Below are 26,985 nucleotides of genomic sequence, written 5' to 3'. Positions count from 1 at the left end.
CAACGGCGCGCGGCGGAAAGCAGACGAAGCCGCGCTTCGCCAAACTTCCCGCCGGGCAATCAGGCCGCCAGCTTCAGGTCACGCGCTCACGCAGCCACGCGGACGCGAGATCGATCACCGTCACGACCACGATCACCATGATCATCACCGCGGCCGTCTGCGCATAGTTGAACGAGCGGATCGCTTCGTACAACACCACGCCGATACCACCCGCGCCGACCATGCCGACCACCATCGCCGAGCGCACGTTGGATTCGAAGCGATACAACGCGTACGAAATCCACAACGGCAGCACTTGCGGCAGCACGCCGTAAATGATTTCGTCGAGACTGGTTGCGCCGGTGGCGCGCACGCCTTCGGCCGGACGCGGATCGATGGCCTCGACCGCTTCGGCGAACAGCTTGGCGAGCACGCCGGTGGTGTGCACCCACAGCGCCAGCACGCCCGCAAAAGGACCGAGGCCGACCGCGACGATGAACAGCATGGCGAAGACCATTTCATTGATCGCGCGGCACGCGTCCATCATGCGGCGCATGGGCTGCACGATCCACATCGGCGCCATGTTGTGAGCCGACATCAGTCCGCACGGCACCGCGCACACGAGCGAAAGAGCGGTGCCCCATACCGCCACCGAGAGCGTCACGATCATCTCGTGCAGATAGCTGCGCCATTCGGTGAAGTCGGGCGGAAAGAAGTCCTTGGCGAACTGGCCCATGTTGCCGGAGTCGCTGAGCAGATCCAGCGGACGCATGTCGGCGCTGTGCCATGCGCCGCCCAACACCGCAAGCAGCGCGATCCAGCCGAGCAGCGACAGCCAGCTACGCTTGCCGGCAGCAGGCGCGCGATGACGCGCCGCCTGGGCGTCGAGCGCTTCGCTCGCACGCGCCGGCGACGTGATCAGATCGACTGTGTTCATTGCTTCGATTGCGCGGTGTTCAGCGCGCTCAGCTTCGCGTCGAGTGCGGCCAATTGGGTTTTGCGATCGTCATCGGAGAGATGCGCGTCGCTCTCGATCTTCTGCTTCTGCTGGTACAAGGCGACCTGACGGATCGGCAGCAACTGCGCATCCGACGATGCCGCGAAGCCGCTGTAACCGGTAATGGCCGCCATCACCGCTTTTTCGTGCGGATCGGTCTTCGCGTAGTTCAGGAAGAAGTTGCGCAGCTTGTCCTTGGTGGCTTGCGGCAGATCCTTGCGCCACACCAGCGGATCCGACGGAATCAGCGGCGACTTCCACAGCACACGCACTTGCGCGAACTTGTCCGGGTGTTCTTTCTTCAGCGTGTCGAGCATCTCGGTATTGTTGGTCGCGATGTCGATCTTGTTGTTCACCACTGCCAGCAGATTCGCTTCGTGGCTCGACGGCAGCATGGTCTTGAACGAAGTGTTGACCGGCGTGTTGTGCTTGGCGAACAGGTAGTAGCCGGGAATCAGCGTGCCCGAGGTGGAGTTCGGATCGCCGAAAACGAGCGTGACGTCCTTCGTATTCTTGAACACGTCATCGAGCGTCTTGAAGCGGCTGTTCACGTTCGTGATCAGCACCGAGTAGTAACCGGCATCGCCGTTCGCATACTGGATCTTCGCGAACACTTCGCCTTGCGCGCGGTCCACCGCCTCGATCGCCGACGCATTGCCGAAATAGCCGACCTGGACCTTGTTAAAGCGCATGCCTTCGATGATGCCGGCGTAGTCCGTCGCGAAGAACGCCTTGACGTTCAGGCCGGTCTGCTTGTTCATGTCCTGAATCAGCGGCTCCCAGCGCTGTTTCAGCACGGAGGAGGAATCGGTCGAGATGATGCCGAGGTTGAGGTCTTCGGCTTGCGCGGTGGAGACAGCAGCAAAAGCGGCCGCGCCGACGGCCAGCGTGATCAATGAACGCAGGAATTTCATCGTTTGAGATCCGGTTGAGTTGACAGACTGAATGGGCGCGCTCAGTTCGAGTGCGCCGGATTGAGAGCGAACGCGTAGCGCGTCGAAGCAGATGCGGCGTTCTGAAGCGGAGTGCCGCCGGCGGCATTTTTTGCGTCGATATCGTCCGCGCTTTGAGCGGATTCATCGAGTAGTTCGCGGGCATCGTCGCCGTAGAGTTTCTTGAGCAGGGCCGGTGTGAGCGCGGCGGAGGGGCCGTCGTAGACCACCTTGCCGCGGCGCAGCGCGATCGTGCGCGGGCAGTACTGCATCGCGATATCGACCTGATGCAGCGACACCAGCACCGTGAGTTGATGCTCGATGTTCAGCGTGCGCAGCATCTCCATCACACGGCGTGACGACTCGGGGTCGAGCGAGGCGATCGGTTCATCGGCGAGCACGATGCGCGCGCGCTGCACCAGCGCACGGGCGAGTGCCGCGCGTTGCTGCTGCCCGCCGGAGAGATTGGCGGCGCGTTCGCGCGCATGTTCGCCGATGCCGACTTCGTTCAACGCGGCCATCGACAACGCCCGCTCGGCGCGCGGAAAACGGCCGCTGAGACGGCGCCACCAAGGCAGCCGCGCGAGCGCGCCGATCAGCACATTGGTTTCGACGGAGAGGCGGTTCACCAGATTGAACTGCTGAAATACGAAGCCGATGTCGCGGCGAATGCTGCGCACTTCCCGCACGATGCGGCCGTTCTGCTGAATCGGCCGGCCCAGAATCGCGATCTGCGACGGCTGCGCGTCGGACGCCGTGAAGCCCGCGATATGGCGCAGCAGCGTCGACTTGCCCGAGCCCGAGGCGCCGATCAACGCAACCATTTCGCCCGGTTCGACGCGCAGATCGATTTCGTCCAGCGCCTTGCGGCCGTTGCTGAACGTCTTGCTCAACCGTTCGATACGAATTGCTTCCCGAATTGCTTCCATGAATACCCCTTGATGCATCCGGCCGCTGCCGGCATGTGTGGGGCTCATTCTAGAAAGCGTCTGTGACGGTTGAGTGAAGGCATCGCAACGTCTAGACGACTATATCTTCTCGTGTCTTTTTTTGCGTCGGCGGAAAGACAAATTGGAGTCATCCGTTCGAATGGAAAATGACATGGGTGTGACATGATTCGCATCGGCCCGCGCCACTTCAGCATGTCGGCGCCCGGCCAGGCTATATTGCGTGAATCGGTGTGCCGTCCCCATTAACCTTGCAATTGCTCGCGACATCGTCATGCAGCCTCTGAGCTTCCTTCCCGACAGTTTTGCGGAGTACGAAGATCTCAGGACGATCCTCGAGCAGGGCAGCGCGAGCTTCGCGATCCGCACCGTCTGCGAGACGACGGTGCGCGGCCGGCCATTCGCCGTTCAGACCGCGAGCATCGGTTCGACCGATCCACAAGCGCCGGCAATCGGCTTTTTTGCCGGCATTCACGGGCTCGAGCGGATCGGCTCGCAACTTGTGCTCGACTATATGCGCGCGCTGCTTGCGCGGCTCGAATGGGACGAACTGCTGGTGCGCCAATTGCAGTCGATTCGTCTGATCTTTATGCCGATCGTCAATCCGGGCGGAATGTGGGCGGCCACGCGCGCCAACCCGAACGGCGTGGACCTGATGCGCAACGCGCCGCAGAACGCCGACGAACGCGTGCCGCTGCTCGCCGGCGGCCAGCGCGTGGGCGCGTGGCTGCCGTGGTATCGCGGCCGCGAGGGCGCGCCGATGGAACCTGAGGCCTCCGCGCTCCTGCGGGTGGTCGAAACCGAAATGGCCACGCGGCCATTGAGCATCGCACTCGATTGCCATTCGGGCTACGGCTGGAGCGACAGTATCTGGTTTCCGTACGCACGCACCCGCAAAGTGATGCCGCATTTGCCGGAAATGTACGTGCTGAAGACCATGTTCGAACGCGCGCATCCCCACCATGGCTACGCATTCGAACCACAGAGCCATCAATATCTGTTGCACGGCGATCTGTGGGACTTCGCTTACGACCGCACGCCCGCGCCCAACGTCTTTCTGCCGATGACCCTCGAACTCGGCTCCTGGCTGTGGATCAAGAAGAATCCGCGCCAGTTGTTTTCGCGTCAGGGCATGTTCAATCCGGTGAAGGCGCATCGCACGGCGCGGGTGCTGCGGCGTCATGCGAACCTGCTCGACTTTCTGGCGCGTGCGGCCTTCTCGTCGCAACGCTGGCTGCCGCAAGGCAATCGTCGCGAGCAATTGCTGCAAAGCGCGATCGACCATTGGTATAAACCGGAAAGCGTATGAGTACGTGGATCCTGCTACGCGGACTCACGCGTGAAATCCGCCACTGGGGCCGCTTGCCCGGCTTGCTGCATGGCGCGGTCAATGAATCGGCCCTTCACATGGGCGCGCCCGGCCGTCTGCTGCTGCTCGATCTGCCGGGCAACGGCGAATTCACGCACTTGCGCGCGCCGTCGACGGTCGCCGACATGGTCGGCTTCGTGCGAAATGCTGCTCTGCAAAGCGGCATGCCCGGGCCGTACTGCGTGCTGGCGATGTCGCTCGGCGGCATGGTGGCGACAGACTGGGCGCAGCGGCATCCCTACGAGATCGAACGGCTGGTGCTGATCAACACGAGCATGCGGCCGTTCAGCCAGATGCAGGAGCGCTTGCGCCCTTCGGCATGGGCGGACCTGCTCGGCGTGGCCGCGCACTGGCGCGACGCGCCGCGCGCGGAACACGGCATTCATCGGCTGACGTGTAACAACGTGGAAACGCTGGGCGACGATCTCGACACCTGGAGCCGGATTCGCCACAGCGCGCCCGTGAGCCGTGGCAATGCACTACGGCAACTCTGGGCCGCGGCACGTTTCACCGCGGACGCGGCGCGACCGGAGTGCCCGTTGCTGATTCTTTCTTCGCGGGCCGACAAACTCGTCGACCCCGTGTGCTCGGCGAAGCTCGCGGCGGCGTGGGGCGCCCTGCATTGCGAGCATCCGTGGGCCGGCCACGACCTGCCGCACGACGACCCGGCGTGGACCAGCGAGCAGGTTCGCGCGTGGCTCGCGCAGGAGCACGCGGTTCCGGGAGCCGTGCTTTAAACGGCCGGACGCGCCGTGGCGGCGCATTCAGCGGCAGCGGGTATAACCTAAGTGCGGTCAGCCGTCGCATACCGGTCGGCAGGTGCATAATTCCCCTTCAGACGATGCATGCGAATCAAGGCGAGTATCAAGCGATACCCGCCATTGCCGCCCAGCCGGGGGAGTTGATCATGCAAGCAAAGAACGAAGAAGCCGTCACGCACTTGCTGAACGATGTCGTCGAATTTGCGCGAGGGCGCCTGCCCGAGCCAACCTTCAAGGTCGTCGAGACCTTTCTGCGGCACTACTACGATTTCGTCGACGCCGACGATCTGCAAAGCCGCTCGATTGCCGATCTCTACGGCGCGGCGCTCGCGCACTGGCAAACGGCACAGCGCTTCGTGCCCGGCGCCGAACGGCTGCGCGTCTATAACCCGATTCTCGAACAGCACGGCTGGCACTCCGATCACACGGTGATCGAGATCGTCAATGACGACATGCCGTTTCTGGTCGATTCCGTCTCGATGGCGGTCAACCGGCAGGGCCTCGCGCTGCATTCCGTCGTGCATCCGGTGTTTCGCATCTGGCGTGCGCCCGACGGCAGTATCGCGCGGCTGATCCAGGGTGCCGAAGAAGCGACCGATACGCGCTCGCAGTTGACCTCGTTCATCCACTTCGAGGTGGACCGTTGCGGCGATGCCGCAAAACTCGACGCGCTGCGTGACGAAATCGCCAAGGTGTTGCGCGACGTGCGGGCGGCCGTCGAAGACTGGCCGAAGATCGTCGAACTCGCGCGCGTCACGATCAAAGGCATGAAAGCCGGCGAGGGCGGACCAGAAGGTCTGGAAGCACGCGCGTTCCTCGAATGGATGGTGGCCGATCATTTCACCTTTCTCGGCCAGCGCGATTACGAACTGGTGCAGCACGATATCGGCTACGGCCTGCGCGCGGTGCCGGGTTCGGGTCTGGGCATTCTGCGCGATGCATTGCGGGCCGCCGGCGCCGCCGAGATCACACCCTTGCCGCCGGCCGCGGCCGAGATCATTTCCGGTTCGTCGCCGATCTTTCTGACCAAGGCCAATTCGCGGGCTACCGTACACCGGCCGGGCTATCTGGACTATGTCGGCATCAAGATGACCGGCCCTGACGGCAAGGTGACCGGCGAGCGGCGTTTCATCGGTCTCTATACATCCACGGCGTATTTCGTGTCCGCCGCGGAGATTCCTATCGTGCGGCGCAAATGCGCGAATATCGTGAGACGAGCCGGATTCCTGCCGAAAGGTCATCTCGCGAAATCGCTGGTCACGGTGCTGGAAACCTATCCACGCGACGAACTCTTTCAGGCCGAAGAGAATCAGCTCTACGATATCGCGCTAGGCGTGCTGCGTTTGCAGGAGCATCAGCGCACCCGGCTGTTCGTACGGCGCGACCGCTTCGATCGTTTCGTCTCGTGCCTCGTGTTCGTGCCGCGCGACAAGTACAACACCGATCTGCGCCAGCGCATCGCCAATCTGCTGGCCGACGCGTTCAACGGCGAGAGTGTCGAGTTCACGCCGCTGCTGTCGGAGTCCACGCTGGCGCGCATTCACTTCGTCGTGCACGCGAAGCCGGGCGGCATGCCCAACGTCGATACGCGCGAACTGGAAGCGCGGCTCGTGCAGGTCTCACGCCGCTGGCAGGACGATCTCGCCGATGCGTTGCTCGACGCCTTCGGCGAAGAGCAGGGCAACCGTCTGCTGCAACACTACGGCGATTCGTTTCCCGCCGGCTATCGCGACGATTATCCCGCCCGCACGGCGGTGCGCGATATCGAATTGATCGAACGCGTGCAAGGCAGCGAGCGGCTCGCCATGAACCTGTACCGCCCGATCGAATTGGGCCCGCGCGCGTTTCGCTTCAAGGTGTATCGCGCGGGTTTGCCGATCGCCTTGTCGCGCAGTTTGCCGATGCTCGAACATCTCGGCGTGCGTGTCGATGAAGAGCGGCCCTATCTGATCGAGGCGCTGGGCGCGACGCCCGCGTGGATTCACGACTTCGGCCTCGAACTCGCGGACGACGCGGAATTCGACATCGAGCGCGTGAAGGATCTCTTCGAAGAAGCGTTCGAGCAGGTGTGGACCGGCGCGATTGAAAGCGACGATTTCAATCGACTCGTGTTGCGCGCGCAATTGAATGCGCGCGAGGTGACAATCCTGCGCGCGTACGCGAAGTATTTGCGGCAGGTGGGCTCGACCTTCAGCGACGCGTACATCGAACGCGCGGTGACCGGCAATCCGGCGATAGCGCGCATGCTGGTGGAACTGTTCATCGCGCGCTTCGATCCGGTATTGGGCGAGACGCGCGAGGCGCGCGTCGACGGCTGGCTGCGCTCGATCGACAGCGCGCTCGACCAGGTGCCGAATCTCGACGAAGACCGCATACTGCGGCAATTTCTCGGCGTCATCAAAGCCACCAAGCGGACGAACTACTATCGCTTCGACGCCGACGGACATCCAAAGCCGTATCTGTCCTTCAAGTTCGATCCCGCGCAGGTGCCCGGCTTACCCGAGCCGAAACCGATGTTCGAAATCTGGGTATATTCGCCGCGCGTGGAAGGCGTGCATTTGCGCGGCGGACGCGTGGCGCGCGGCGGCCTGCGCTGGTCGGACCGGCGCGAGGACTTCCGCACGGAAGTGCTCGGCCTGATGAAGGCGCAGATGGTGAAGAACGTGGTGATCGTGCCGGTCGGTTCGAAGGGCGGCTTCGTGGTGAAGAATCCGCCGCCGCAAACCGAACGCGACGCATGGATGCGTGAAGGCATTGCCTGCTATCAGACTTTCCTGCGCGGCCTGCTCGACCTGACCGACAATCTTGCCGTCACGAGAGTGGTGCCGCCGCCCGACGTGGTGCGCCACGATCCCGACGATCCCTATCTGGTGGTCGCCGCCGACAAAGGCACGGCCACGTTCTCCGACTACGCGAACGCGATCTCGCAGGAATACGGTTTCTGGCTCGACGACGCTTTTGCATCGGGCGGCTCGGTCGGCTATGACCACAAGAAAATGGCCATCACCGCGCGCGGTGCATGGGAGTCGGTCAAACGGCACTTCCGCGAAATGGGCGTGGATACGCAGACCATGGACTTCACGGTGGTCGGCGTGGGCGATATGTCCGGCGACGTGTTCGGCAACGGCATGCTGTTGTCGCCGCATATCAAGCTGGTGGCCGCGTTCGACCATCGGCATATCTTTCTCGATCCGAATCCCGATCCGGCGGCCAGTCTTGCCGAGCGCGGGCGCCTGTTCGTTCTCGACCGCTCGAGTTGGGCCGACTACGACCCTTCGCTGATCTCGGCGGGCGGCGGCGTGTTTCCGCGCAGCGCCAAGACGATTCCGCTGTCGCCTGCGGTGCAGTCGGTGCTCGGCATCAGCGCGCCGGCGCTCGCGCCCGCTGAATTGATGCGCGCGATACTGCAGGCGCCGGTCGATCTGCTGTACAACGGCGGCATCGGCACCTATGTGAAGGCGAGCCGCGAAACGCATCTGCAAGTCGGCGACCGCGCCAACGACGCGATCCGTGTCAACGGCGCCGATCTGCATTGCAAGGTCGTGGCCGAAGGCGGCAATCTCGGTCTCACGCAGCTTGGGCGCATCGAGTTCGCGCAGCGCGGCGGCCGGATCAATACCGACGCGATCGACAACTCCGCGGGTGTGGACTGCTCGGACCACGAGGTCAACATCAAGATTCTGTTGGGGCTCGTCGTCTCCGATGGCGAAATGACGGAGAAGCAACGCAACGCACTGCTCGCCGAAATGACCGACGAAGTCGGCTTGCTCGTGTTGCAGGACAACTACTACCAGACGCAGGCGCTGTCGATTGCGGGCCGCTACGGCGTCGAACTGCTCGATGCGGAAGCGCGCCTGATGCGCTACCTCGAACGTGCGGGGCGTCTGAATCGCGTGATCGAGTTTCTGCCGACCGACGAAGAAGTCGCCGAACGGCAAGCCGCCAAACAGGGGCTCACCACGCCGGAGCGCGCCGTGCTGCTCGCCTACAGCAAGATGTGGCTGTACGACGCGCTGCTCGAATCGTCGATACCGGAAGACCCGCTCGTCAGCGACATGCTGGTCGAATACTTTCCGAAGCCGTTGCGGCAGCGCTTCAGCGAGCCGATGCAGCGCCACCCGCTGCGCCGCGAAATTCTCGCGACGCATCTGACCAACGCGTTGGTGAATCGGGTGGGTTGCGAGTTCGTGCACCGGCTGATGGAGGAAACCGACGCGCAGCCCGGCGACATCGTGCGGGCCTGCATCATGGCGCGCGACGTGTTCGATCTCGACGACGTCTGGCGCAGTATCGACGCGCTCGACAACCGCGTCGCCGACGACATCCAGGCGCGCATGTTCGTCGAAGTCGCGCGGCTCGTCGAGCGTTCCGCGCTGTGGTTCCTGCGGCAACTGCAATCGGGCGCGGTCAGCGACCGCGACGTGGCCGGCCTGCTCGCGCGTTGCCGCGACGCGGCGCAACGCCTTGCGCCGCAATGGCCTGCGCTCTTGCCGAGCGCCGATCTCGAAGCGCTCTCCGAGCGGCAGCGCGTGTTCGCGGACGCCGGTGTGGATAGCGAATTGGCGGTGCGGATCGCGAGCGGCGAGATTTCGGCTGCGTTGCTCGATATCGCCGAAGTGGCGTCGACCTCCGGGCGCAGTCTCGAACTGGTGGCCGGTGTCTATTTCGCTCTCGGCACGCTGCTGAATTCCGGCTGGATCAGTGAACGCGCGGCCGCGTTGCCGGCGCCCACGCACTGGGACATGCTGGCGCGAGCGACGGCACTGGCCGACATCGCGCGTCTCAAACGCGCGTTGACGACGAGCGCATTGGCCAACGCTGACGAAGCATCCACACCCGAGGCGCTGGTCGAGGCATGGCGTGAGAAGCGCACCGCGCAACTGGAGCGCTACGCGCGCCTCCTGGCTGATCTGCGGGCCACCGGCGGCGCGAGTCTGTCGATGCTGCTGGTGATCGTGCGTGAAATGGCGGCGCTCGAAAGGGCATAACACGGCGCAAGGCGAGGGAAGGCGAACGAGGTAGAGCGCAAGCGGAGCGCGGTGCAAACAACACCCGGTTGGACGCATGCCGCCCGGCATGGCCATAATACGGGCTGTTGCTCACCGAAAGCTCTTTGCAAACTCACGGACGCCTTCCACGACGATGAAAGAAGAATCGCCGAAAGCCATTTTCTACGCGCTCGCCGCCAACCTCGGCATCGCCATCTGCAAGTTCGCGGCTGCCGCGTTCACCGGTTCCGGCTCGATGTTCGCCGAGGCTATCCACTCGACCGCCGACTGCGGCAATCAACTGCTGCTGCTCTTCGGTCTGCGTGAAGCGCGCAAGCCGGCGAGCCCGCTGCATCCCATGGGCGGCGGGCGCGAGATCAACTTCTATTCGCTGCTGGTCGCGCTTCTGCTGTTCTTTGTCGGCGGCGCGTTCTCGGTGTATGAGGGCGTGCATCGTCTGTTCGTGCACGAGCCGTTGCAGTATGCCTATGTGGCGCTGGTGGTGCTCGGCGTGTCGGTGGTGCTCGAGGCGCTCTCCTTGTGGGGCGCCGTCAAGGAAATCCGCAAGACGCATCCCGACAAAAGCATGTGGCACTGGTTTCGGGAGACGCGCGAATCCGAACTGCTGGTGGTAGCGGGCGAGGATATCGCCGCGCTGGCGGGCCTGGCGATGGCCTTCGTGGCCGTGCTGCTCACCATGGTGACCGGCAATCCTGTCTACGACGCGTTGGGCTCCATCGGTGTCGGCTTGCTGCTGATGCTGATTGCGTGGCTGGTGGCGCGTGAAGTGAAGTCGATGATCGTCGGCGAATCGGCGAGCCCCGAAGTGCGGCGCGCCATCGAGGCGCATCTGCGCGGGCGCACCGAGATTCGCAGCATCATCAATATGATTACGCTGCAATGGGGCCGTCATGTGGTCGTGGCCGTGCAGGCGGAAATGATCGACTACGCGAGCGGCCGCGCGATGGTCGATGCGATCAATGTGATCGAAGCGGACTTGCAGGCCACGTTCCCGCAAGTCCGCTGGGTGTTTTTCGAACCCGAGGTGCCGCGCATTTGAGCGGCACGTGCGTCGCTTACTGGAACCCGGCCACCGCGTGCGGCACGTACAGTTCTTCAAGCTGGCGGATTTCGTCCGCGCTCAGGTTCAAGGAGAGCGCGGCCACCGCGTCGTCGAGATGATGCAGCTTGGTCGCTCCGACGATCGGCGCGGTGATCGGCTTCTTCTGCAACACCCACGCCAGCGCCACTTGGGCATGCGGCACGCCGCGCTCCCTGGCGATCTGGCTGACCCGTTCGACGATCCGCCGATCCGCGTCTTCCGTCTGCGCATAGAGCGTGCGGCCGAATTCATCGGTCTCGGAGCGTGCGCTTTCGGTGTTCCAGTCGCGCGTCAGGCGGCCGCGCGCGAGCGGGCTCCACGGAATCACGCCGATACCTTCGCTTTCGCACAGCGGCAGCATTTCGCGCTCTTCTTCGCGATATAGCAGATTCACGTAGTTCTGCATCGTCACGAAGCGCGTCCAGCCGTTCTTCTCAGCCACATGCAACGCCTTGGCGAACTGCCAGGCATACATGGACGATGCACCGATGTAGCGCGCCTTGCCGGCCTTCACGACATCGTGCAGCGCTTCCATGGTTTCTTCGATCGGCGTGCCGTAGTCCCACCGATGGATCTGGTACAGGTCCACGTAGTCCGTGCCGAGGCGTCTGAGGCTGTGGTCGATCTCGGACATGATCGCCTTGCGCGACAGGCCGGCGCCGTTCGGGCCCGGATGCATGCGGCTATTCACCTTGGTGGCCAGCACGATCTCGTCGCGCTTCGCAAAGTCCTTGAGCGCCCGGCCGACGATTTCCTCGCTCGTACCGTCGGAATAGACGTTGGCGGTGTCGAAGAAATTGATGCCGTGATCGAGCGCCTGTTTGATGAAGGGGCGCGCGGCCTCATCGTCGAGCGACCAGGGATGCGTGCCGCGAGACGGCACGCCGTAGCTCATGCAACCGAGACAAAGACGCGATACATCAAGGCCGGTGCGGCCGAGTTTCACATAGTCCATCGTGGTGCTCCTGTTGTGAAGTGCACAAAGGCGGTGCGCTGGGGACTATCGATTATAAGAAAACGCCGAAGAAAGCGTGCTGAACCGATTCGCATGGTTTTGCCCTACTGCGTTCAGAGACGTCGATCGATACCGCATCGTGTAGTGGAAAATAATTTCTTCGCACCTATACTTCTTCCGGCTTGAAAGCAGCACTTTCTCCCAACCTGCATCACAAGCAAAAAAAGGAAGATCACGATGCTGACTCGCTCACTCGGCGCCGTCTGCGCCATTACCCTCGCGGCTTGCGCGGCCTTTTCGTCCGGACCGGCCAGTGCGGACGACAACGACGGTTTCTCGCACGGCGACGGCGGCTCGCGCGGGCAGCCCGTCAAGGTGATGATCATTTCGATGTTCGGGCCGGAGGGGCAGGTATGGCTCGATAACCTCGGACCCTGGCGCGAGATTGCGGTGGACGGCTTGTCGCCCGATTACCCGACCGTCCATTGCAACAAGCAGGACGTGTGCGTGATGACCACCGGCATGGGGCATAGCAACGCCGCTGCGTCGATCATGGCGCTGACGTTCTCGCCGCGTTTCGATTTGCGGCATACGTACTTCATGGTCGCCGGCATTGCCGGGATCGATCCGCAGCAGGGCACGGTGGGCTCCGCCGCGTGGGCGAATTATCTGGTCGACTTCGGGATTCAATGGGAGATCGACGGGCGCGAGATTCCGCCCGGCTGGGATACCGGCTACCTTGGCATCAACACCACGAGTCCTTCGGCCAAGCCGCCGCTCGACTACCGCACCGAAGTGTTCCAGTTGAACCCCCGGCTCGCGCATACGGCGTTCGCCTTATCTCGCAACGTGACGCTTTCCGATAACCCGCAGGCTCAGGCTGCACGGGCGAAGTACTCGTACGCACCAGCCAATCGGCCGCCGACTGTCATTCAATGCGATACGCTGGCCGGTGATACGTGGTGGTCAGGCACGCTCCTCGGGCAGAGAGCCCGCGACTGGACCAAGATTCTGACCGATGGAAAGGGCGTCTACTGCACCACGCAGCAGGAGGACAACGCCACTTACGAGGCGCTCAAGCGCGCGGCTTCAGTCCATAAAGTCGATTTGAATCGGGTTGCCGTGTTGCGGGCGGGCTCCGATTTCGACCGGCCCTACGACGGGCAGACGAGTGCGGACAACTTGCTGAACTACGCCGCGCAAGGCGGCTTTACGATCGCCATCCAGAACCTGTTCCTCTCGGGCAATCCGCTCGTGCAGGATATCTCCACACACTGGGGCGAGTGGCGCGACGGCGTGCCGAGGCGCTAGGTCTTTGCAAATGCGACTGTGCCCGCGGACCGGGTCCGCGGGCACTTGCTGCTACTTTCGACACTTAGTGTTGCGGCGCGCGGTACGGCGTCCACACAGGGGTGTCGGTATCCCAATGGTCGAGTTCCGAGGGTGTCATGATGAGCTCCTTTTTGAAGAGTGCATGAATGGCGCCGCAACGACTATTTCTTCTGGAAACCGAATCATTGCGGCAAGCTGGTTTTACTGTCCGTTGGCCACGCGCGTGACGTCGCCGCCCGTGCCTTCCTGCAGCGCGATGCGTTCGGCCTGGGTTTGACCGATCAGGCCTTTGTTCGGATACGTCGTGCGATTCAGTGCGGGCAGCGAGCCGTCGCGATAGGCCGCGACGAGTTCGGCCTTCACTTCTTCACGCGTCTTCGCGCTGGCGGTCGGAGTCGGCAGTGTTTCATAAGTGCCGGCGCGGCCAATGCCGCCGCTGCTGCTTTGTGCAAACACCGGTGCGCTCACGAGCAGCGAAAGAGCCAGACCTGCTAAGAGATTGCGTTTCATGATTCACTCCTGTCGATTCGTTTGCAGCACGAGCGGCGCTGCGACAGGGTGAAATGTAGACTTCGAGGCAGTGTGGATAAATCGCGCTTTCGCGAAATGAATTGTCGCGATTTCGGAACAATCGCGTTAACGCTTCGTGAAACGCCTTGCGGGCGTTGTCGCAAATGAAAACCGCGGCATTAGAGCCGCGGTTGGAATTCACTGTTCCAGATTCTGTCCTTCAACTCGCGCGTATCAAGCGACCCATTCCGTTATCACCGGCGTGTCGAGCATCGGAGCAGACTCGCGTTCTTCGAAAGTGCGTTTCGTACACGTTGCGTCGAGACTGCCACGTCCACTCAATAACGGACAACGGTCGAACAGCTCCGCGATCCAGTCTACGAAAACGCGGACTTTAGGCGACAGATGCCGGCTGTGCGGATAGACTGCGGAAATTGGCATCGGCAAAGGTTTCAGCTCCGGCAGTACTTCCACCAGTTGGCCCGAACGCAGATGCGGCAGCACCATGAAGAGCGCAGGCTGAATCAGGCCGAAGCCTTCCAACCCGCAAGTCACGTAAGCGTCCGCGTCGTTCACCGAGACGATGCTCTTCATTTTCACTTCGACTTCTTTGCCATCAACCATGAAGGCCCAATCGATCGTGCGCCCCGTGCGGCTCGAAAAGTAATTGACTGCTTTGTGATTCTCCAGGTCGTCGAGCGAAGTCGGCATGCCCGCGCGCTCGATGTAGTCGGGGGCCGCGCAGGTCACGCCCTCGAACAAACCGATCCGACGCGCGACCAGCGAGGAATCCTGTAGCGCGCCGACCCGCACCACGCAATCCACGCCTTCCTGCAGCAGGTCAACCGGCCGGTCCGTCAGGCCGAGTTGCAGGTCGATGTCCGGATAGCGCGTGTGGAATTCACACAGCGAAGGAATCACCAGCAAGCGGCCGATCGACCCCGGCATGTCGATGCGCAGCTTGCCGTGCGGCTTTTTATTGCCGCTTTGAAAACTGGCCTCGGTCTCTTCGACGTCCGCGAGAATGCGCACGCAGCGTTCGTAGTACGCCGCGCCGTCCGGCGTGAGCGACAAACGGCGCGTGGTCCGATGCATCAGACGCGTGCCGAGGAACGCTTCGAGGTTCTGAATAATCGTGGTAACCGATGCGCGCGGCAGGTCGAGCGTTTCCGCTGCGCGGGTAAAGCTGTTGGTGTCGACGACACGCGTGAACACTTGCATGGCCTGAAGCCGGTCCATTGCAGACCTCCAATAGGGGCTGGCGCACTGAGCAGGAATGGACTCCACCGCGAATCCGCAGACAATCGCATTCGATTGTTCAGGGGCGCCGAATTGTGTTGCCGGATTATAGGCATTTATTTACGAGTCTGCCGAACCCACAATTCGCACCATTGAAGTTCTATGCGCATTGCGCGGCTCGACATGCAAGCATTTAAACCGCCGTACTCCTTTGTGCCCGCCGGCAGCAGCCCGGCAGAGGCCGACAGCACGGCACTCGAAGTCACTGACGTGCAGATCGAAGGGCACGCGCAGGACATCACGTTGCGTCTGTACCGGCAGGAAAAGAAAACCGCACTGCCGGTACTGCTTTATTTCCACGGTGGTGGATTTACGAAGGGATCGATCGACCAGGCGGACTTCGCCTCGCGGTATTTCGCAGAACACTTACCGGCCCTGGTCGTGTCGGTCGATTACTCGCTGGCGCCGCAGTTTCCGTTTCCCGCCGCGCCTGAAGACGCGCACCGCGCGGCGCTGTGGGTGCAAACGCGGGCGCGTGCGTTCGGCGGCAACAGCAAGAAGGTCGGCGTAGCCGGCCACGATGCGGGCGGGCAATTGGCCAATTGCCTCGCTTTCATCGCGCGGGATCGCGGTGACGTGCGGATTTCCGCGCAGGCGCTGTTCGGGCCGATGCTCGATCCGAGCCTCACGCGTCTGGGCGACGAAAAGCGCCTCGGCTCGGACATCACCGCGAAAGAGTGCGCGGCGTGTTATCGCGCGTATCTGCCGCAAGCGTCGCAGCGCATGCATCCGTATGCCGCGCCGCTCGAATCGTCGCGGCTCGCGGGCCTGCCGGCCACGCTGATCGCGACGGCGCAAAACGACGTGCTGCATGTGGAAGCGGAGAAATACGCCAGCAGTCTGATCGACGCGGGTGTGCTGACCCAGGTGGTCCGCTATCCGAGCGTGTCGCATGCCGCGCTGGCCGATCATCCGCCCGCCTTGCAGGAAGCGGTGCGATTTTTTCAGTGGCGCTTCGATGCATGCGCCCATCGCTGAAACAGAAATAAGCAGAACTTTAATCAACGATCTCGGGAGCTTCACATGACTATCCTTCCTCTTTCCCGTCGCCGCGTGGCGATTGCCGCACTTGCCGTCATCGTCGTGGCCGGGCTGGGCACGTTCGGCGCGATTCGCGTGGACGCGAGCTCGCCCGCCGCGCCGACCATCGTGCCGGAAGTCGATGTGGCCACGGTGGTGCAAAAAACGATCACCGACTGGCAGAGCTACTCGGGCCGTCTCGAAGCCGTCGAGAAAGTGGACGTGCGTTCGCAGGTGCCGGGCACGATCGTGTCCGTCAACTTCAAGGACGGTGCGCTCGTGAAGAAAGGCGACACGCTGTTCGTAATCGACCCGCGTCCGTATGCCGCCGAAGTGGATCGCGCCGAAGCGCAGCTCGCCGCCGCGCAGGCGCGCACGGGCTACACGCAAAGCGATTGGGAGCGCGCACAGCGTCTTATCACCGATAACGCGATCGCCAAGCGTGACTACGACGAGAAGCAGAACGCCGCGCGTGAAGCGAGTGCCAACCTGAAGGCCGCGCAAGCCGCGCTCGAAACCGCCCGCATCAATCTCGGCTACACGAAGATTGTCGCGCCGGTTTCGGGCCGCGTGTCGCGCGCGGAAATCACGGTGGGCAACGTGATCTCGGCGGGCGCGACCGCGGCGCCGCTAACCACGCTGGTGTCGGTGTCGCCGATCTACGCATCGTTCGACGCGGACGAACAAACCTACCTGCAATACCTGAGCCGCGCGAAAGACGGCAGCAAGGTGCCGGTGGAACTCGGTCTCGCGGACGAAAGCGGCTACTCGCGCAGCGGCGTGATCGAGTCGGTGGACAACCGCCTCGACACGTCGTCGGGCACGATCCGCGTGCGTGCGCGTTTTGATAACCAGGACGGCGCGCTGATTCCTGGCTTGTATGCGCGCGTGAAAGTGGGCGGCAGCGAACCGCATCCGGCGCTGTTGATCGACGACGCCGCAGTGGGCACCGATCAGGACAAGAAGTTCGTGCTGGTGGTCGATCAGGGCAATCACGTCGTGTATCGCTCGATCGACGTGGGCGGCATGCAGGGCAATCTGCGCGTGGTGAAGGGCGGCCTGAAAGCGACTGACCGGATCGTCGTGAACGGCATCCAGCGTGTGCGTCCGGGCGATTCGGTGCGCGCACACATGGTGCCGATGACCACGGATGACGATCCGAACAGCGCACCGCTCGCACAGAAGCAGACGCAACCGCAGTCGCAATCGCAGGCCCAATCGCAGACGCGCACCAAAGCGGACAAGAATTCGTGAGCCTCGCGCGCCGCGGCCTGATTGCGCGGCGCATGCTCCAACGTTAAGAGCTTCCCATGAACATATCCAAATTCTTCATCGATCGGCCGATCTTTGCCGGCGTGTTGTCGGTATTGATCCTGCTGGGCGGCATCATTGCGCTCTTCAAGCTGCCGATTTCGGAGTACCCGGAAGTGGTCCCGCCTTCGGTGGTGGTACACGCGCAATATCCGGGCGCCAACCCGAAAGTGATCGCCGAAGCCGTCGCGGCGCCGCTCGAAGAGCAGATCAACGGCGTCGAGAACATGCTGTACATGCAGTCGCAGGCGAATAGCGACGGCAATCTCACGCTCACGGTGACCTTCAAGCTCGGCACCAATCCGGACCTCGCGACGCAGCTCGTGCAGAACCGCGTCAACCAGGCGCTGCCGCGTCTGCCGGAAGACGTGCAGCGGCTCGGCGTCACGACGATCAAGAGTTCGCCCACGCTGACTATGGTGGTCCACCTGATCTCGCCGAACAATCGCTACGACATGACGTATCTGCGCAACTACGCGCTGCTGAACGTCAAGGACCGGCTTGCACGGATTCAGGGCGTCGGCGAAGTGCAGTTGTGGGGTTCGGGCGACTACGCGATGCGCGTCTGGCTCGATCCGCAGAAAGTGGCGCAACGCGGTTTGACGGCGACCGAAGTGGTCAACGCGATCCGTGAGCAGAACATTCAGGTGGCGGCCGGTGTGATCGGCGCATCGCCTTCGGTGCCGGGCACGCAATTGCAGTTGTCGGTGAATGCGCGTGGCCGTCTGAGGACCGAGGGTGAATTCGGCGACATCATCGTCAAGACCACGCCGGACGGCGGCGTGACCTACCTGAAAGATATTGCGCGGATCGAACTCGCGGCGTCGGAATACGGCCTGCGTTCGCTGCTCGATAACAAGCCGGCGGTGGCGCTCGCCATCAACCAGGCGCCGGGCGCGAACTCGCTCGCGATTTCCGATCAGGTGCGCTCCGCGATGAAGGAACTCGCGGAAGATATGCCGGCGGGCGTCGAATACAAGATCGTCTACGACCCGACGCAGTTCGTGCGTTCGAGTATCGAGGCGGTCGTGCATACGCTGCTCGAAGCGATTGCGCTGGTGGTGATCGTCGTGATCGTGTTCCTGCAGACGTGGCGTGCTTCGATCATTCCGTTGATCGCGGTGCCGGTGTCGATCGTCGGGACGTTCTCGTTGCTGCTCGCGTTCGGGTTTTCGATCAACGCGTTGTCATTGTTCGGCATGGTGCTCGCCATCGGGATCGTGGTGGACGATGCGATCGTGGTGGTGGAGAACGTCGAGCGGAATATCGAAAACGGGCTGAGTGCGCGCGACGCGACCTATAAGGCGATGCAGGAAGTGAGCGGACCGATTATCGCCATCGCGCTGACACTCGTCGCCGTGTTCGTGCCGCTCGCGTTCATGACCGGTTTGACGGGCCAGTTCTACAAGCAGTTTGCGATGACCATCGCGATTTCGACGGTGATTTCGGCGTTCAATTCGCTGACCTTGTCGCCGGCGTTGTCCGCGATGCTGTTGCGCAGCCACGGCGCCAAGGAAGACTTCCTGACGCGTGTGATGAATCGCCTGCTGGGCGGTTTCTTCAAGCGTTTCAACAAGGTCTTTCATCGCGGTTCGACGGAGTATGGCCGCGGCGTGACCGGCGTGCTGCGCCGTAAAGGCGCGATGCTCGCGGTGTACGCGATTCTGCTGGGCGCGACCGTGCTGATCTCGCGCGTCGTGCCGGGCGGCTTCGTGCCGGCGCAGGACAAGGAGTATCTGATTGCCTTCGCGCAATTGCCGAACGGTGCGTCGCTGGATCGCACGGAGAAAGTGATTCGCGACATGAGCTCGATTGCGCTGAAGCAGCCGGGCGTGGAGAGCGCGGTGGCGTTCCCGGGTCTGTCGGTGAATGGCTTCACGAATAGCTCGAGCGCGGGCATCGTGTTCGTCACGCTCAAGCCCTTCAAGGATCGTGGCAACAAGAAACTCTCGGCCGGTGCGATTGCCGGTGCGCTGAACCAGCAATACGGTGCGATCAAGGATTCGTTCGTCGCGGTGTTCCCACCGCCACCCGTGCTCGGTCTCGGCACGCTCGGCGGCTTCAAGATGCAGTTGGAGGATCACGGCGCGCTCGGTTACGCGGAGTTGAACAAGGCAGCGGAGGCGTTCGTGAAGAAGGCCGCGCAGACGCCTGAACTCGGCCCGACCTTCTCGAGCTATCAGATCAACGTGCCGCAATTGAACGTCGACCTGGATCGCGTGAAGGCCAAGCAACTCGGCGTGCCGGTCACGGACGTGTTCAACACGATGCAGATTTATCTCGGCTCGCTGTATGTGAACGACTTCAACCGCTTCGGCCGCGTGTATCAGGTGCGGGTGCAGGCGGACGCGCCGTTCCGTCAACGCGCCGACGACATCCTGCAACTGAAGACGCGCAACGCCGCGGGCGATATGGTGCCGCTGTCGTCGCTGGTGACGGTGACGCCGACGTTCGGTCCGGAAATGGTGGTGCGCTACAACGGCTATACGGCTGCCGACATCAACGGTGGACCGGCGCCGGGCTTCTCGTCGGGGCAGGCGCAAGCCGCGGCCGAACGCGTGGCGGCGGAAGTCTTGCCGCGCGGTGTGAAGCTCGAGTGGACCGACCTGACGTATCAGCAGATTCTGGCCGGCAATGCGGGCTTGTGGGTGTTCCCGATCAGCGTGCTGCTCGTGTTCCTCGTGCTCGCCGCACTGTATGAAAGTCTGACGCTGCCGCTCGCGGTGATCCTGATCGTGCCGATGAGCGTGCTGTCCGCGCTGACCGGGGTGTGGCTCACGGGGGGTGATAACAACATCTTCACGCAGATCGGTTTGATGGTGCTGGTGGGCTTGTCGGCGAAGAACGCGATTCTGATCGTCGAGTTCGCTCGCGAACTGGAGCATGACGGGCATACGCCGCTGTCAGCGGCAATCGAGGCGAGCCGCTTGCGTTTGCGGCCGATTCTGATGACGTCGATCGCTTTCATCATGGGCGTGGTGCCGCTGGTGTTGTCGAGCGGAGCTGGCTCGGAGATGCGTCATGCGATGGGGATCGCGGTGTTCTTCGGCATGCTCGGCGTCACGCTGTTCGGTCTGATGCTGACCCCTGTGTTCTATGTGGTGCTGCGTACGCTGGCGGGTGGAACGATTCACGTCGCGCAGAAAGATTCGCCGCACTATGGCTCGCCGGTGACGGACGCCTGAGGAGAAAACAATAATGAAACGCTTTGAATCTTTGAGCGGGTGGGGCCGGGCGGCTGCCAGCGGTTTGCTGGTCGCGTTGCTCGCCGCCTGCTCCCTGGAACCTACGTATAAGCGGCCGGAGGTGGATACGCCGGTTGCGTTCAAGGAAACGCCTGCGGCGTCGGCAACGTCGGCTGCTTCAGCGCCTTCGGCTGCGCCGGGTGCATCGGCGCAGGACAACGGTACGTGGAAGCAGGCCCAGCCCGCCGACGACGCGCACCGTGGCGAATGGTGGACGATTTTCGGCGACCCGCAACTCAACGCGCTCGAGGAGCAGGCTGCTGCCGCGAATCAGGACCTGAAGGCGGCCGCGGCGCGCGTGCAGCAGGCGCGTGCGGTGACGCAGGCGGCGAAGTCTGACTGGTTCCCAAAGATCGACGCGGGCTTTGGCCCGACGCGCGAGCGCGCTTCTGCAGCGTCGCAATTCCAGCCGGATAGCGCGGGTGGCACCACCGGCACGATCTGGCGCGCGCAAACCACGGTATCGTACGAAGCGGATCTGTTCGGGCGGGTCGGCTCGAACGTGAACGCGTCGCGTGCGGACGAGCAGCAAAGCGAAGCGCTGTTCCGTTCGGTGCAACTGTCGCTGCAGGCGGACGTCGCACAGAACTACTTCCAGTTGCGTGAGCTCGATACGGATCAGGACCTGTACCGCCGTACCGTAGCATTGCGCGAGGACACGCTGAAGCTGGTCCAGCGGCGTTTCAAGGAAGGCGATATCGGCGAGCTGGATGTATCGCGGGCCCGTAATGAACTCGCCAGTGCGCGTGCGGACGCCGTGGGTGTGGCGCGTCAGCGGGCGGCGTCGGAACATAGCCTCGCGATTCTGCTCGGCAAGCCGCCGGCGGATTTCTCGTTCGCGGAAGCGCCGCTCGCGCCGGTGACGGTGCGTGTGCCGCCGGGCTTGCCTTCGGCGTTGCTTGAACGCCGGCCGGATATTTCTGCGGCGGAGCGGGCGATGCAGGGGGCGAATGCGCGTGTCGGTCTCGCGAAGTCGGCGTTCTTCCCGAAACTCGATATCACCGGCGCGGCAGGCTTTGAATCGGCGACGCTCGGCGATCTGTTCAAGTGGTCGAGCCGCGCGTTCATTCTCGGGCCGTTTGCCGGCACGGCGTTGACGCTGCCTTTGTTCGACGGCGGCCGCCGCAAGGCGAACCTCGCGCAGGCCCGTTCGAAGTATGACGAGGACGTGGCGCAGTATCGTCAGCAGGTGCTGGTGGCATTCCGTGAGGTGGAGGACAACCTGGCCGATTTGCGTCTGCTCGACGATCAGATGCGCGAGCAGAACGATGCGGTTCAGGCCTCGCAACGGGCGGCGCACTTGTCGCGTACGCAGTACACGGAGGGCGCAGTGAGCTATCTGGATGTGATCGATGGTGAACGGCAGGTGCTGACTTCGCAACTGCAGGCGAGCCATCTGTCTGGTACACAAGCGGTGGCGACGGTCAATCTGATTCGCGCGCTGGGCGGCGGTTGGGGTGATGTGACGGCGTCGGATACGGCGGTGGGTGCGGTTGCGCCGGTGGCTGCGTCTGGTCCTGTGCTCGCTTCCGCTTCTGCCCAGCAGGTAGCGAAGCAGTAAGTTTTCAAGTCAGAGTCGAGCGGTAGACGCCGGGTCGCGCGAAAGCGCGGCCCGGCGTTTTTTCGTTAACACAATTGCTCGGAAAAGCGGGAGTAACGCGGCGAAGGACCAGCCACGACGCACGGTCACGCCCAAATCATTTTTCCCGCTTTCCTTCCGAAAATCCCTTCGTAGACCGCCGCTTTGCCGCCCACTATGATGAGTCGCACCTCATCTGGAGAGAGGCGATGACCTGTCCGACCTTCCGCTGTCCGAGCTGACCCGATTGCGCGTCCTGTCGCTGCCACGCGCGGTTTAAGCCGCACGTAGTGGATTTTCCGTTGCCCGACCTATCCGGCAAGCCTGATTGCGCCTCGAAGGGGCTCCCTTTGTAGACGCTTCGGCGCATGCCGCTGGATCGGCTCGCCTCGAATCGAACCACGCCCGAAACTCACGAGTTCACCATGCGCATTTTTCTATCCACCGTGCAGCGCTTTTTCCACACACCGGCTGTCTCGCTCATCAGTGCGTTCGGTCTCGCACTCGCGTTGCAGGCCGTGCCCGCTTCAGCGGCCGACTCGCCCACGCTGAAAATCGGCACCGCGACCAGTCCGCAAATCGAAGCGCTCAAAATCGCCGCGCGCGAAGCGAAAGAACAGGGCCTCGACGTGAAGATCATCGAATTCACCGACTGGAACACGCCGAACGCGGCGCTCGCGAACAAGGACATCGACGTCAACTACTTCCAGCACATTCCGTTTCTCGAGAATGCAAAGAAGCAAGGCGGTTATAACTTCGTCGCGATCGCACCGGGCACGATCATGAAGATCGGCCTGTATTCGAAGAAGATCAAACGCTTCGACGAATTGAAAGACGGCGCCACGGTCGCGATCGCCAACGATCCGGTCAACGGCGGACGTGGCCTGTTATTGCTGCAGCGCGCCGGTCTCATCAAGCTGAAACCGGGCATCGACTATCGCGCCACCACGCTCGACATCATCGACAACCCGAAGCACCTGAAGATCGTGCAGCTCGAAGCATCGCAACTGGCGCGTTCGCTCGACGACGTCGATCTCGCACAGGGCTACCCGAGTTTCATCAAGCTCGCCGGCACCACCGATCCGAATAGCGCGCTGCTGTTCGACGGCCTGGAAAACAAGAACTACGCGATCCAGTGGGTCGTGCGTCCGGAAAGCGCGAACGATCCGCGTATCCGCAAGTTCATCTCGATCTATCAGCATTCGCCGGCAGTGCGCGCCGCACTCGACAAGGCGTTCGGCAATCTCTACGCCGTTGCCTGGTAACCCGCGCGGTTAGCCGAAACCGGAAAGCCAAAGGAGCCGCATGATGGCCAAGAAAAAGATCCTGCTGAACGCCTTCAACATGAATGCGGTCGGCCACATCAATCACGGGTTGTGGACGCATCCGCGCGACCGTTCGGCGCATTACACCGATCTCGACTATTGGACGAGCCTCGCGCAAACGCTGGAGCGTGGCAAGTTCGACGGCATCTTTCTCGCGGATATCGTCGGCGTGTACGACGTTTATCAGGGCGGCCCGGAAACGCCGCTGCGCGAATCGGTGCAGATTCCGATCAACGATCCGTCGCTGATCGTGCCCGCGATGGCGCACGTGACGAAACACATCGGTTTCGGCGTCACGTCGAATCTGACATACGAGCCGCCGTATCTGTTCGCGCGCCGCATGTCGACGCTCGACCATCTGACTAAAGGCCGAGTGGGCTGGAATATCGTGACGGGCTATCTGGACAGCGCGGCGCGCGGCATGGGCCTCGCGCAGCAGATCAGCCACGACGACCGCTACGACCGTGCCGACGATTACATGGACGTGGTCTACAAGCTGTGGGAACAGAGCTGGGAAGACGACGCCGTGGTGCGCGACCGCGCGGCGCGCATCTTCTCGCATCCGGACAAGGTGCATCGCGTGAAGCACGACGGTCCGTACTATTCGATCGACGCGATTCATCTGAGCGAGCCGTCGCTGCAACGCACGCCGGTGTTGTATCAGGCGGGCTCGTCGAGCCGTGGCGTCGATTTCGCGGCGCGTCACGCGGAATGCGTGTTCGTCGGCGGTCAGAACAAGCAGTTGACGCGCTCGATTGTCGATGACATCCGCGCACGTGCGGTGAGTTTCGGCCGCGCACCGGACGACATCAAGATCTTCGCGGGCATCACCGTTGTAGTCGGTGAAACAGAACGGGCCGCGCAGGAAAAATTCGAGGAATATCGCCGGTATGCGAGCGCCGAAGGCGGCATCGCGCATTTTTCCAGTTCGACCGGCATCGACTTCTCCCAATACGAGTTGGACGAACCGATCTCCTACGTGAAGACCGAGTCGATGCAATCGGCCGTCGAGGCGATTTCGAAGAAGAGCGTGAGCGGCGTGTGGACCAAACGCAAAGTGCTCGAACAGATGACGCTCGGCGGACGCGCAAAGCCGGTGGTCGGCTCGCCGCAGCAGATCGCGGATGAACTGGTGTCGTGGATCGAGGAAGCGGGCGTCGACGGCTTCAATCTGACGCGCACCGTGATGCCTGAATCGTTCGAAGACTTTGTCGATCTGGTGGTGCCGGAATTGCAGAATCGCGGCGTGTACAAGGAGGATTACGATCCTGCGCCGACGCTACGCGAGAAACTGTTCGGCGGCGGGCGTGCCCGGCTGCCCGACGTACATGCGGGTGCGCAGCATCGTCGCCGGGTGCAAGCCGCCGCGCCGGCCACTGCGGAAGCGTAAGAGGGGAGCGAAACCATGGCCAATCTTTTCGACGTGCCGCTATTCATCGAAGACGCGCCGTCTCTCGCTGTGCATTCCGGTTCGGATCAGACAGCGACGCAAGCCGCCGTGATATTCGACGATGTCGGCAAAGTGTTCGCCAACGCGCGCGGCGTGTCGACTGCGGCGCTCGCCAACGTCACGTTGAATGTGGCGCGAGGCGAAGTGTTCGGCATCATTGGCCGCAGCGGTGCGGGCAAGTCGACATTGTTGCGGCTCGTCAACGGCCTGGAGAAACCGAGTTCAGGCGCGGTGCGCGTGAACGGCGTGAGCGTCGGCGAACTCGACGAGCGCGGCCTCGTGGCGTTGCGCCGGCGCATCGGCATGGTGTTTCAGCACTTCAATCTGCTTTCGGCGAAGACGGTGCGCGAGAACATTGCGTTGCCGCTGAAAATCGCCGGTGTGCCAAAAGCGGCGATCGATAAAAAAGTCGATGCGCTGCTGGAACTGGTGGGCTTGTCCGCCAAACGCGACGCGTATCCGGCGAGTTTGTCCGGCGGCCAGAAGCAGCGCGTCGGCATTGCGCGCGCGTTGGTCACCGACCCGGACATTCTGCTTTGCGACGAGGCCACCTCCGCACTGGATCCGGAAACGACGCAAGCCATTCTTACGCTGCTGCGCGATATCAATCAGCGCCTGAACCTGACTATCGTATTGATCACGCACGAGATGCAGGTGATTCGCGAGGTCTGCGATACGGTTGCGGTGATCGAGCGCGGCGAGGTGGTGGAGACCGGCCCCGTGTGGCGCGTGTTCGGCGATCCGCAACATGATGCGACGCGCGCGTTGTTGCGGACCTTGGTGCATGACTTGCCGACGGACCTTGCGGAACGGGTCAAGCCGCTGCACGACATCGCGCAAGTGGATGCGCAGATTCTGCTGGACGTGCGTTTCACCGGTGTGGATGCGCGTGAGCCCGATCTCGGTGGCCTTGCCGCGGCGTTGAGTGTCGAAGGCGGAAACGTGAGTTTCGTGCATGGCGGCATCGACCGGATTCAGGGGCATGCGCAAGGGCGCCTTGTCGTGTCGGCGCAAGTGCGTGCGAATGCGGGCACCACCGTGCAGAAACAGATCGCGACGCTGCTCGAAGGCGCGCGCCGTTACGCCAACCATGTCGAGGTATTGGGCTATGTCTGAGTTGTGGCTTTCCGAACTCGCCGACGCGATTCGCGACACCATCGTCATGGTTGGCGTGTCCGCATTCGTCGCGGCGCTGGTCGGCATTCCCCTGGCGCTGGTGCTGGTCACGACGACGCGCGGCGGCATCTTCGAGAAGCGGGCGGTGAACAGCACGCTCGGTGCGCTCGTCAACGCGTTCCGCTCGACGCCCTTCATCATTCTGCTGGTTGCGTTGCTGCCGCTCACGCGTTTGCTGATCGGCACGACGATCGGCGTATGGGCGGCGATCGTGCCGCTCAGTATCGCGGCGATTCCGTTTTTCGCGCGCGTGGCTGAAGTGAGCCTGCGCGAAGTGGACCGCGGTTTGATCGAAGCCGCGCAGGCCATGGGCGCGCAACGCCGGCATATCATCTGGCATGTGCTCTTGCCCGAGGCGCTGCCGGGCATTCTCGGCGGCTTCACGATTACCGTGGTGGCGATGATCGGTTCGTCGGCGATGGCGGGCGCGGTCGGCGCCGGCGGCCTTGGCGATCTGGCAATCCGCTACGGCTATCAGCGTTTCGATACGACTGTGATGGTGACGGTGATCGTGCTGCTGATCGCGATCGTCACGGCCGTGCAGTTCGTCGGCGACCGGTTCGCGCGGCGGCTTGCGCAGCGGACGTGATCGTATTTACCGCGCGGCCGCTATTTGCATGAAGAATAACCGCGCAAGTTTGCGGCGCCTACATCAAGGCCTATCATGCTAGCTAGGGCATTGAGCGCCGCGGTAGGCGTGCCGCTTGC

The 26,985-nt window shown here is 62.7% G+C and carries 19 protein-coding genes; 13 read left to right on the top strand and 6 right to left on the bottom strand.

Annotated features, from left to right (window positions below; all coding sequences use genetic code 11):
* Positions 1–73: 73 nt before the first annotated feature.
* From phnE to phnC, 3 genes are read right to left on the bottom strand one after another with little or no spacing between them, the layout of a single operon-like run.
* Positions 74–916: a phosphonate ABC transporter, permease protein PhnE gene (phnE, locus tag B0G74_RS26015; protein WP_132377716.1), complete on the bottom strand. Its 843-nt coding sequence runs from the start codon at positions 914–916 to the stop codon at positions 74–76.
* Positions 913–1,890 carry a phosphonate ABC transporter substrate-binding protein gene (gene phnD, locus B0G74_RS26010; RefSeq protein ID WP_132377715.1) on the bottom strand — a complete coding sequence of 326 codons (978 nt, stop codon included), beginning with the start codon at positions 1,888–1,890 and terminating at the stop codon, positions 913–915. The genes phnE and phnD overlap by 4 nt, the downstream gene beginning before the upstream one ends.
* Positions 1,891–1,931: 41 nt before the next feature.
* Positions 1,932–2,837: a phosphonate ABC transporter ATP-binding protein gene (gene phnC / locus B0G74_RS26005; RefSeq protein ID WP_132377714.1), complete on the bottom strand. Its 906-nt coding sequence runs from the start codon at positions 2,835–2,837 to the stop codon at positions 1,932–1,934.
* A gap of 292 nt (positions 2,838–3,129) precedes the next feature.
* Between phnC and B0G74_RS26000 the strand changes: the two genes are divergently transcribed.
* The 4 genes from B0G74_RS26000 (at position 3,130) to B0G74_RS25985 (ending at position 11,033) form a co-directional block, all read left to right on the top strand.
* Positions 3,130–4,164, top strand: a complete 1,035-nt coding sequence (locus B0G74_RS26000) for a M14 family zinc carboxypeptidase (protein ID WP_132377713.1) — start codon at positions 3,130–3,132, stop codon at positions 4,162–4,164.
* Entirely contained in the window at positions 4,161–4,961 is an 801-nt protein-coding gene (locus B0G74_RS25995; RefSeq protein WP_132377712.1) for an alpha/beta hydrolase, read from the top strand. The genes B0G74_RS26000 and B0G74_RS25995 overlap by 4 nt, the downstream gene beginning before the upstream one ends.
* Before the next feature lie 170 nt (positions 4,962–5,131).
* On the top strand, positions 5,132–9,973 hold the full coding sequence (locus tag B0G74_RS25990) for an NAD-glutamate dehydrogenase (protein ID WP_132377711.1): 4,842 nt from the start codon (positions 5,132–5,134) through the stop codon (positions 9,971–9,973).
* Positions 9,974–10,127: 154 nt separating this feature from the next.
* Positions 10,128–11,033, top strand: a complete 906-nt coding sequence (locus tag B0G74_RS25985; protein WP_132377710.1) for a cation diffusion facilitator family transporter — start codon at positions 10,128–10,130, stop codon at positions 11,031–11,033.
* 16 nt (positions 11,034–11,049) lie between these two features.
* Here B0G74_RS25985 and B0G74_RS25980 read toward each other — a convergent pair whose 3' ends face one another.
* The gene (locus B0G74_RS25980) at positions 11,050–12,030 is read right to left on the bottom strand and encodes an aldo/keto reductase (protein ID WP_132377709.1); all 981 of its coding nucleotides are present in this window, start codon (positions 12,028–12,030) and stop codon (positions 11,050–11,052) included.
* Positions 12,031–12,267: 237 nt separating this feature from the next.
* Between B0G74_RS25980 and B0G74_RS25975 the strand changes: the two genes are divergently transcribed.
* Positions 12,268–13,341, top strand: a complete 1,074-nt coding sequence (locus B0G74_RS25975) for a purine nucleoside permease (protein ID WP_132377708.1) — start codon at positions 12,268–12,270, stop codon at positions 13,339–13,341.
* Between the two features lie 222 nt (positions 13,342–13,563).
* Here the strand turns inward: B0G74_RS25975 and B0G74_RS25970 are convergent, their stop codons facing one another.
* Both B0G74_RS25970 and B0G74_RS25965 read right to left on the bottom strand, forming a co-directional pair.
* Entirely contained in the window at positions 13,564–13,872 is a 309-nt protein-coding gene (locus tag B0G74_RS25970) for a DUF4148 domain-containing protein (protein WP_132377707.1), read from the bottom strand.
* A gap of 234 nt (positions 13,873–14,106) precedes the next feature.
* On the bottom strand, positions 14,107–15,111 hold the full coding sequence (locus tag B0G74_RS25965; RefSeq protein WP_132377706.1) for a LysR family transcriptional regulator: 1,005 nt from the start codon (positions 15,109–15,111) through the stop codon (positions 14,107–14,109).
* Between the two features lie 183 nt (positions 15,112–15,294).
* Between B0G74_RS25965 and B0G74_RS25960 the strand changes: the two genes are divergently transcribed.
* The 8 genes from B0G74_RS25960 (at position 15,295) to B0G74_RS25925 (ending at position 26,866) form a co-directional block, all read left to right on the top strand.
* Positions 15,295–16,149, top strand: a complete 855-nt coding sequence (locus tag B0G74_RS25960; RefSeq protein ID WP_132377705.1) for an alpha/beta hydrolase — start codon at positions 15,295–15,297, stop codon at positions 16,147–16,149.
* A 45-nt stretch (positions 16,150–16,194) separates the two neighbouring features.
* Complete coding sequence (locus B0G74_RS25955; RefSeq protein ID WP_132377704.1) at positions 16,195–17,445, top strand: efflux RND transporter periplasmic adaptor subunit; 1,251 nt, start codon at positions 16,195–16,197, stop codon at positions 17,443–17,445.
* A 56-nt stretch (positions 17,446–17,501) separates the two neighbouring features.
* Positions 17,502–20,687: an efflux RND transporter permease subunit gene (locus B0G74_RS25950; protein ID WP_132377703.1), complete on the top strand. Its 3,186-nt coding sequence runs from the start codon at positions 17,502–17,504 to the stop codon at positions 20,685–20,687.
* 13 nt (positions 20,688–20,700) lie between these two features.
* On the top strand, positions 20,701–22,308 hold the full coding sequence (locus tag B0G74_RS25945; protein WP_132377702.1) for an efflux transporter outer membrane subunit: 1,608 nt from the start codon (positions 20,701–20,703) through the stop codon (positions 22,306–22,308).
* A gap of 443 nt (positions 22,309–22,751) precedes the next feature.
* A complete protein-coding gene (locus B0G74_RS25940) occupies positions 22,752–23,591 on the top strand; it encodes a MetQ/NlpA family ABC transporter substrate-binding protein (protein WP_132377701.1) in 840 nt (279 codons plus the stop codon).
* A 40-nt stretch (positions 23,592–23,631) separates the two neighbouring features.
* On the top strand, positions 23,632–25,041 hold the full coding sequence (locus B0G74_RS25935; protein ID WP_132377700.1) for an LLM class flavin-dependent oxidoreductase: 1,410 nt from the start codon (positions 23,632–23,634) through the stop codon (positions 25,039–25,041).
* A gap of 15 nt (positions 25,042–25,056) precedes the next feature.
* Positions 25,057–26,217 (top strand): ATP-binding cassette domain-containing protein, encoded by a 1,161-nt coding sequence (locus tag B0G74_RS25930; RefSeq protein ID WP_132377699.1) that lies wholly within the window; start codon positions 25,057–25,059, stop codon positions 26,215–26,217.
* Entirely contained in the window at positions 26,210–26,866 is a 657-nt protein-coding gene (locus B0G74_RS25925) for a methionine ABC transporter permease (protein ID WP_132377698.1), read from the top strand. Before B0G74_RS25930 ends, B0G74_RS25925 begins: the two co-directional genes overlap by 8 nt.
* Positions 26,867–26,985: the final 119 nt, after the last annotated feature.

It is taken from the genome of Paraburkholderia sp. BL9I2N2 (assembly GCF_004339745.1).
In the GTDB taxonomy this organism is placed as follows: Bacteria; Pseudomonadota; Gammaproteobacteria; order Burkholderiales; family Burkholderiaceae; genus Paraburkholderia.
The sequence above is the reverse complement of the archived record's forward strand: the minus strand, read 5'-3'. Positions and strand labels throughout refer to the sequence as shown.

Coding starts and splice junctions, on each gene's coding strand:
- phnE (WP_132377716.1), bottom strand. CDS start 916: ATGAACACAGTCGATCTGATCACGTCGCCGGCGCGTGCGAGCGAAGCG.
- phnD (WP_132377715.1), bottom strand. CDS start 1,890: ATGAAATTCCTGCGTTCATTGATCACGCTGGCCGTCGGCGCGGCCGCT.
- phnC (WP_132377714.1), bottom strand. CDS start 2,837: ATGGAAGCAATTCGGGAAGCAATTCGTATCGAACGGTTGAGCAAGACG.
- B0G74_RS26000 (WP_132377713.1), top strand. CDS start 3,130: ATGCAGCCTCTGAGCTTCCTTCCCGACAGTTTTGCGGAGTACGAAGAT.
- B0G74_RS25995 (WP_132377712.1), top strand. CDS start 4,161: ATGAGTACGTGGATCCTGCTACGCGGACTCACGCGTGAAATCCGCCAC.
- B0G74_RS25990 (WP_132377711.1), top strand. CDS start 5,132: ATGCAAGCAAAGAACGAAGAAGCCGTCACGCACTTGCTGAACGATGTC.
- B0G74_RS25985 (WP_132377710.1), top strand. CDS start 10,128: ATGAAAGAAGAATCGCCGAAAGCCATTTTCTACGCGCTCGCCGCCAAC.
- B0G74_RS25980 (WP_132377709.1), bottom strand. CDS start 12,030: ATGGACTATGTGAAACTCGGCCGCACCGGCCTTGATGTATCGCGTCTT.
- B0G74_RS25975 (WP_132377708.1), top strand. CDS start 12,268: ATGCTGACTCGCTCACTCGGCGCCGTCTGCGCCATTACCCTCGCGGCT.
- B0G74_RS25970 (WP_132377707.1), bottom strand. CDS start 13,872: ATGAAACGCAATCTCTTAGCAGGTCTGGCTCTTTCGCTGCTCGTGAGC.
- B0G74_RS25965 (WP_132377706.1), bottom strand. CDS start 15,111: ATGGACCGGCTTCAGGCCATGCAAGTGTTCACGCGTGTCGTCGACACC.
- B0G74_RS25960 (WP_132377705.1), top strand. CDS start 15,295: ATGCAAGCATTTAAACCGCCGTACTCCTTTGTGCCCGCCGGCAGCAGC.
- B0G74_RS25955 (WP_132377704.1), top strand. CDS start 16,195: ATGACTATCCTTCCTCTTTCCCGTCGCCGCGTGGCGATTGCCGCACTT.
- B0G74_RS25950 (WP_132377703.1), top strand. CDS start 17,502: ATGAACATATCCAAATTCTTCATCGATCGGCCGATCTTTGCCGGCGTG.
- B0G74_RS25945 (WP_132377702.1), top strand. CDS start 20,701: ATGAAACGCTTTGAATCTTTGAGCGGGTGGGGCCGGGCGGCTGCCAGC.
- B0G74_RS25940 (WP_132377701.1), top strand. CDS start 22,752: ATGCGCATTTTTCTATCCACCGTGCAGCGCTTTTTCCACACACCGGCT.
- B0G74_RS25935 (WP_132377700.1), top strand. CDS start 23,632: ATGATGGCCAAGAAAAAGATCCTGCTGAACGCCTTCAACATGAATGCG.
- B0G74_RS25930 (WP_132377699.1), top strand. CDS start 25,057: ATGGCCAATCTTTTCGACGTGCCGCTATTCATCGAAGACGCGCCGTCT.
- B0G74_RS25925 (WP_132377698.1), top strand. CDS start 26,210: ATGTCTGAGTTGTGGCTTTCCGAACTCGCCGACGCGATTCGCGACACC.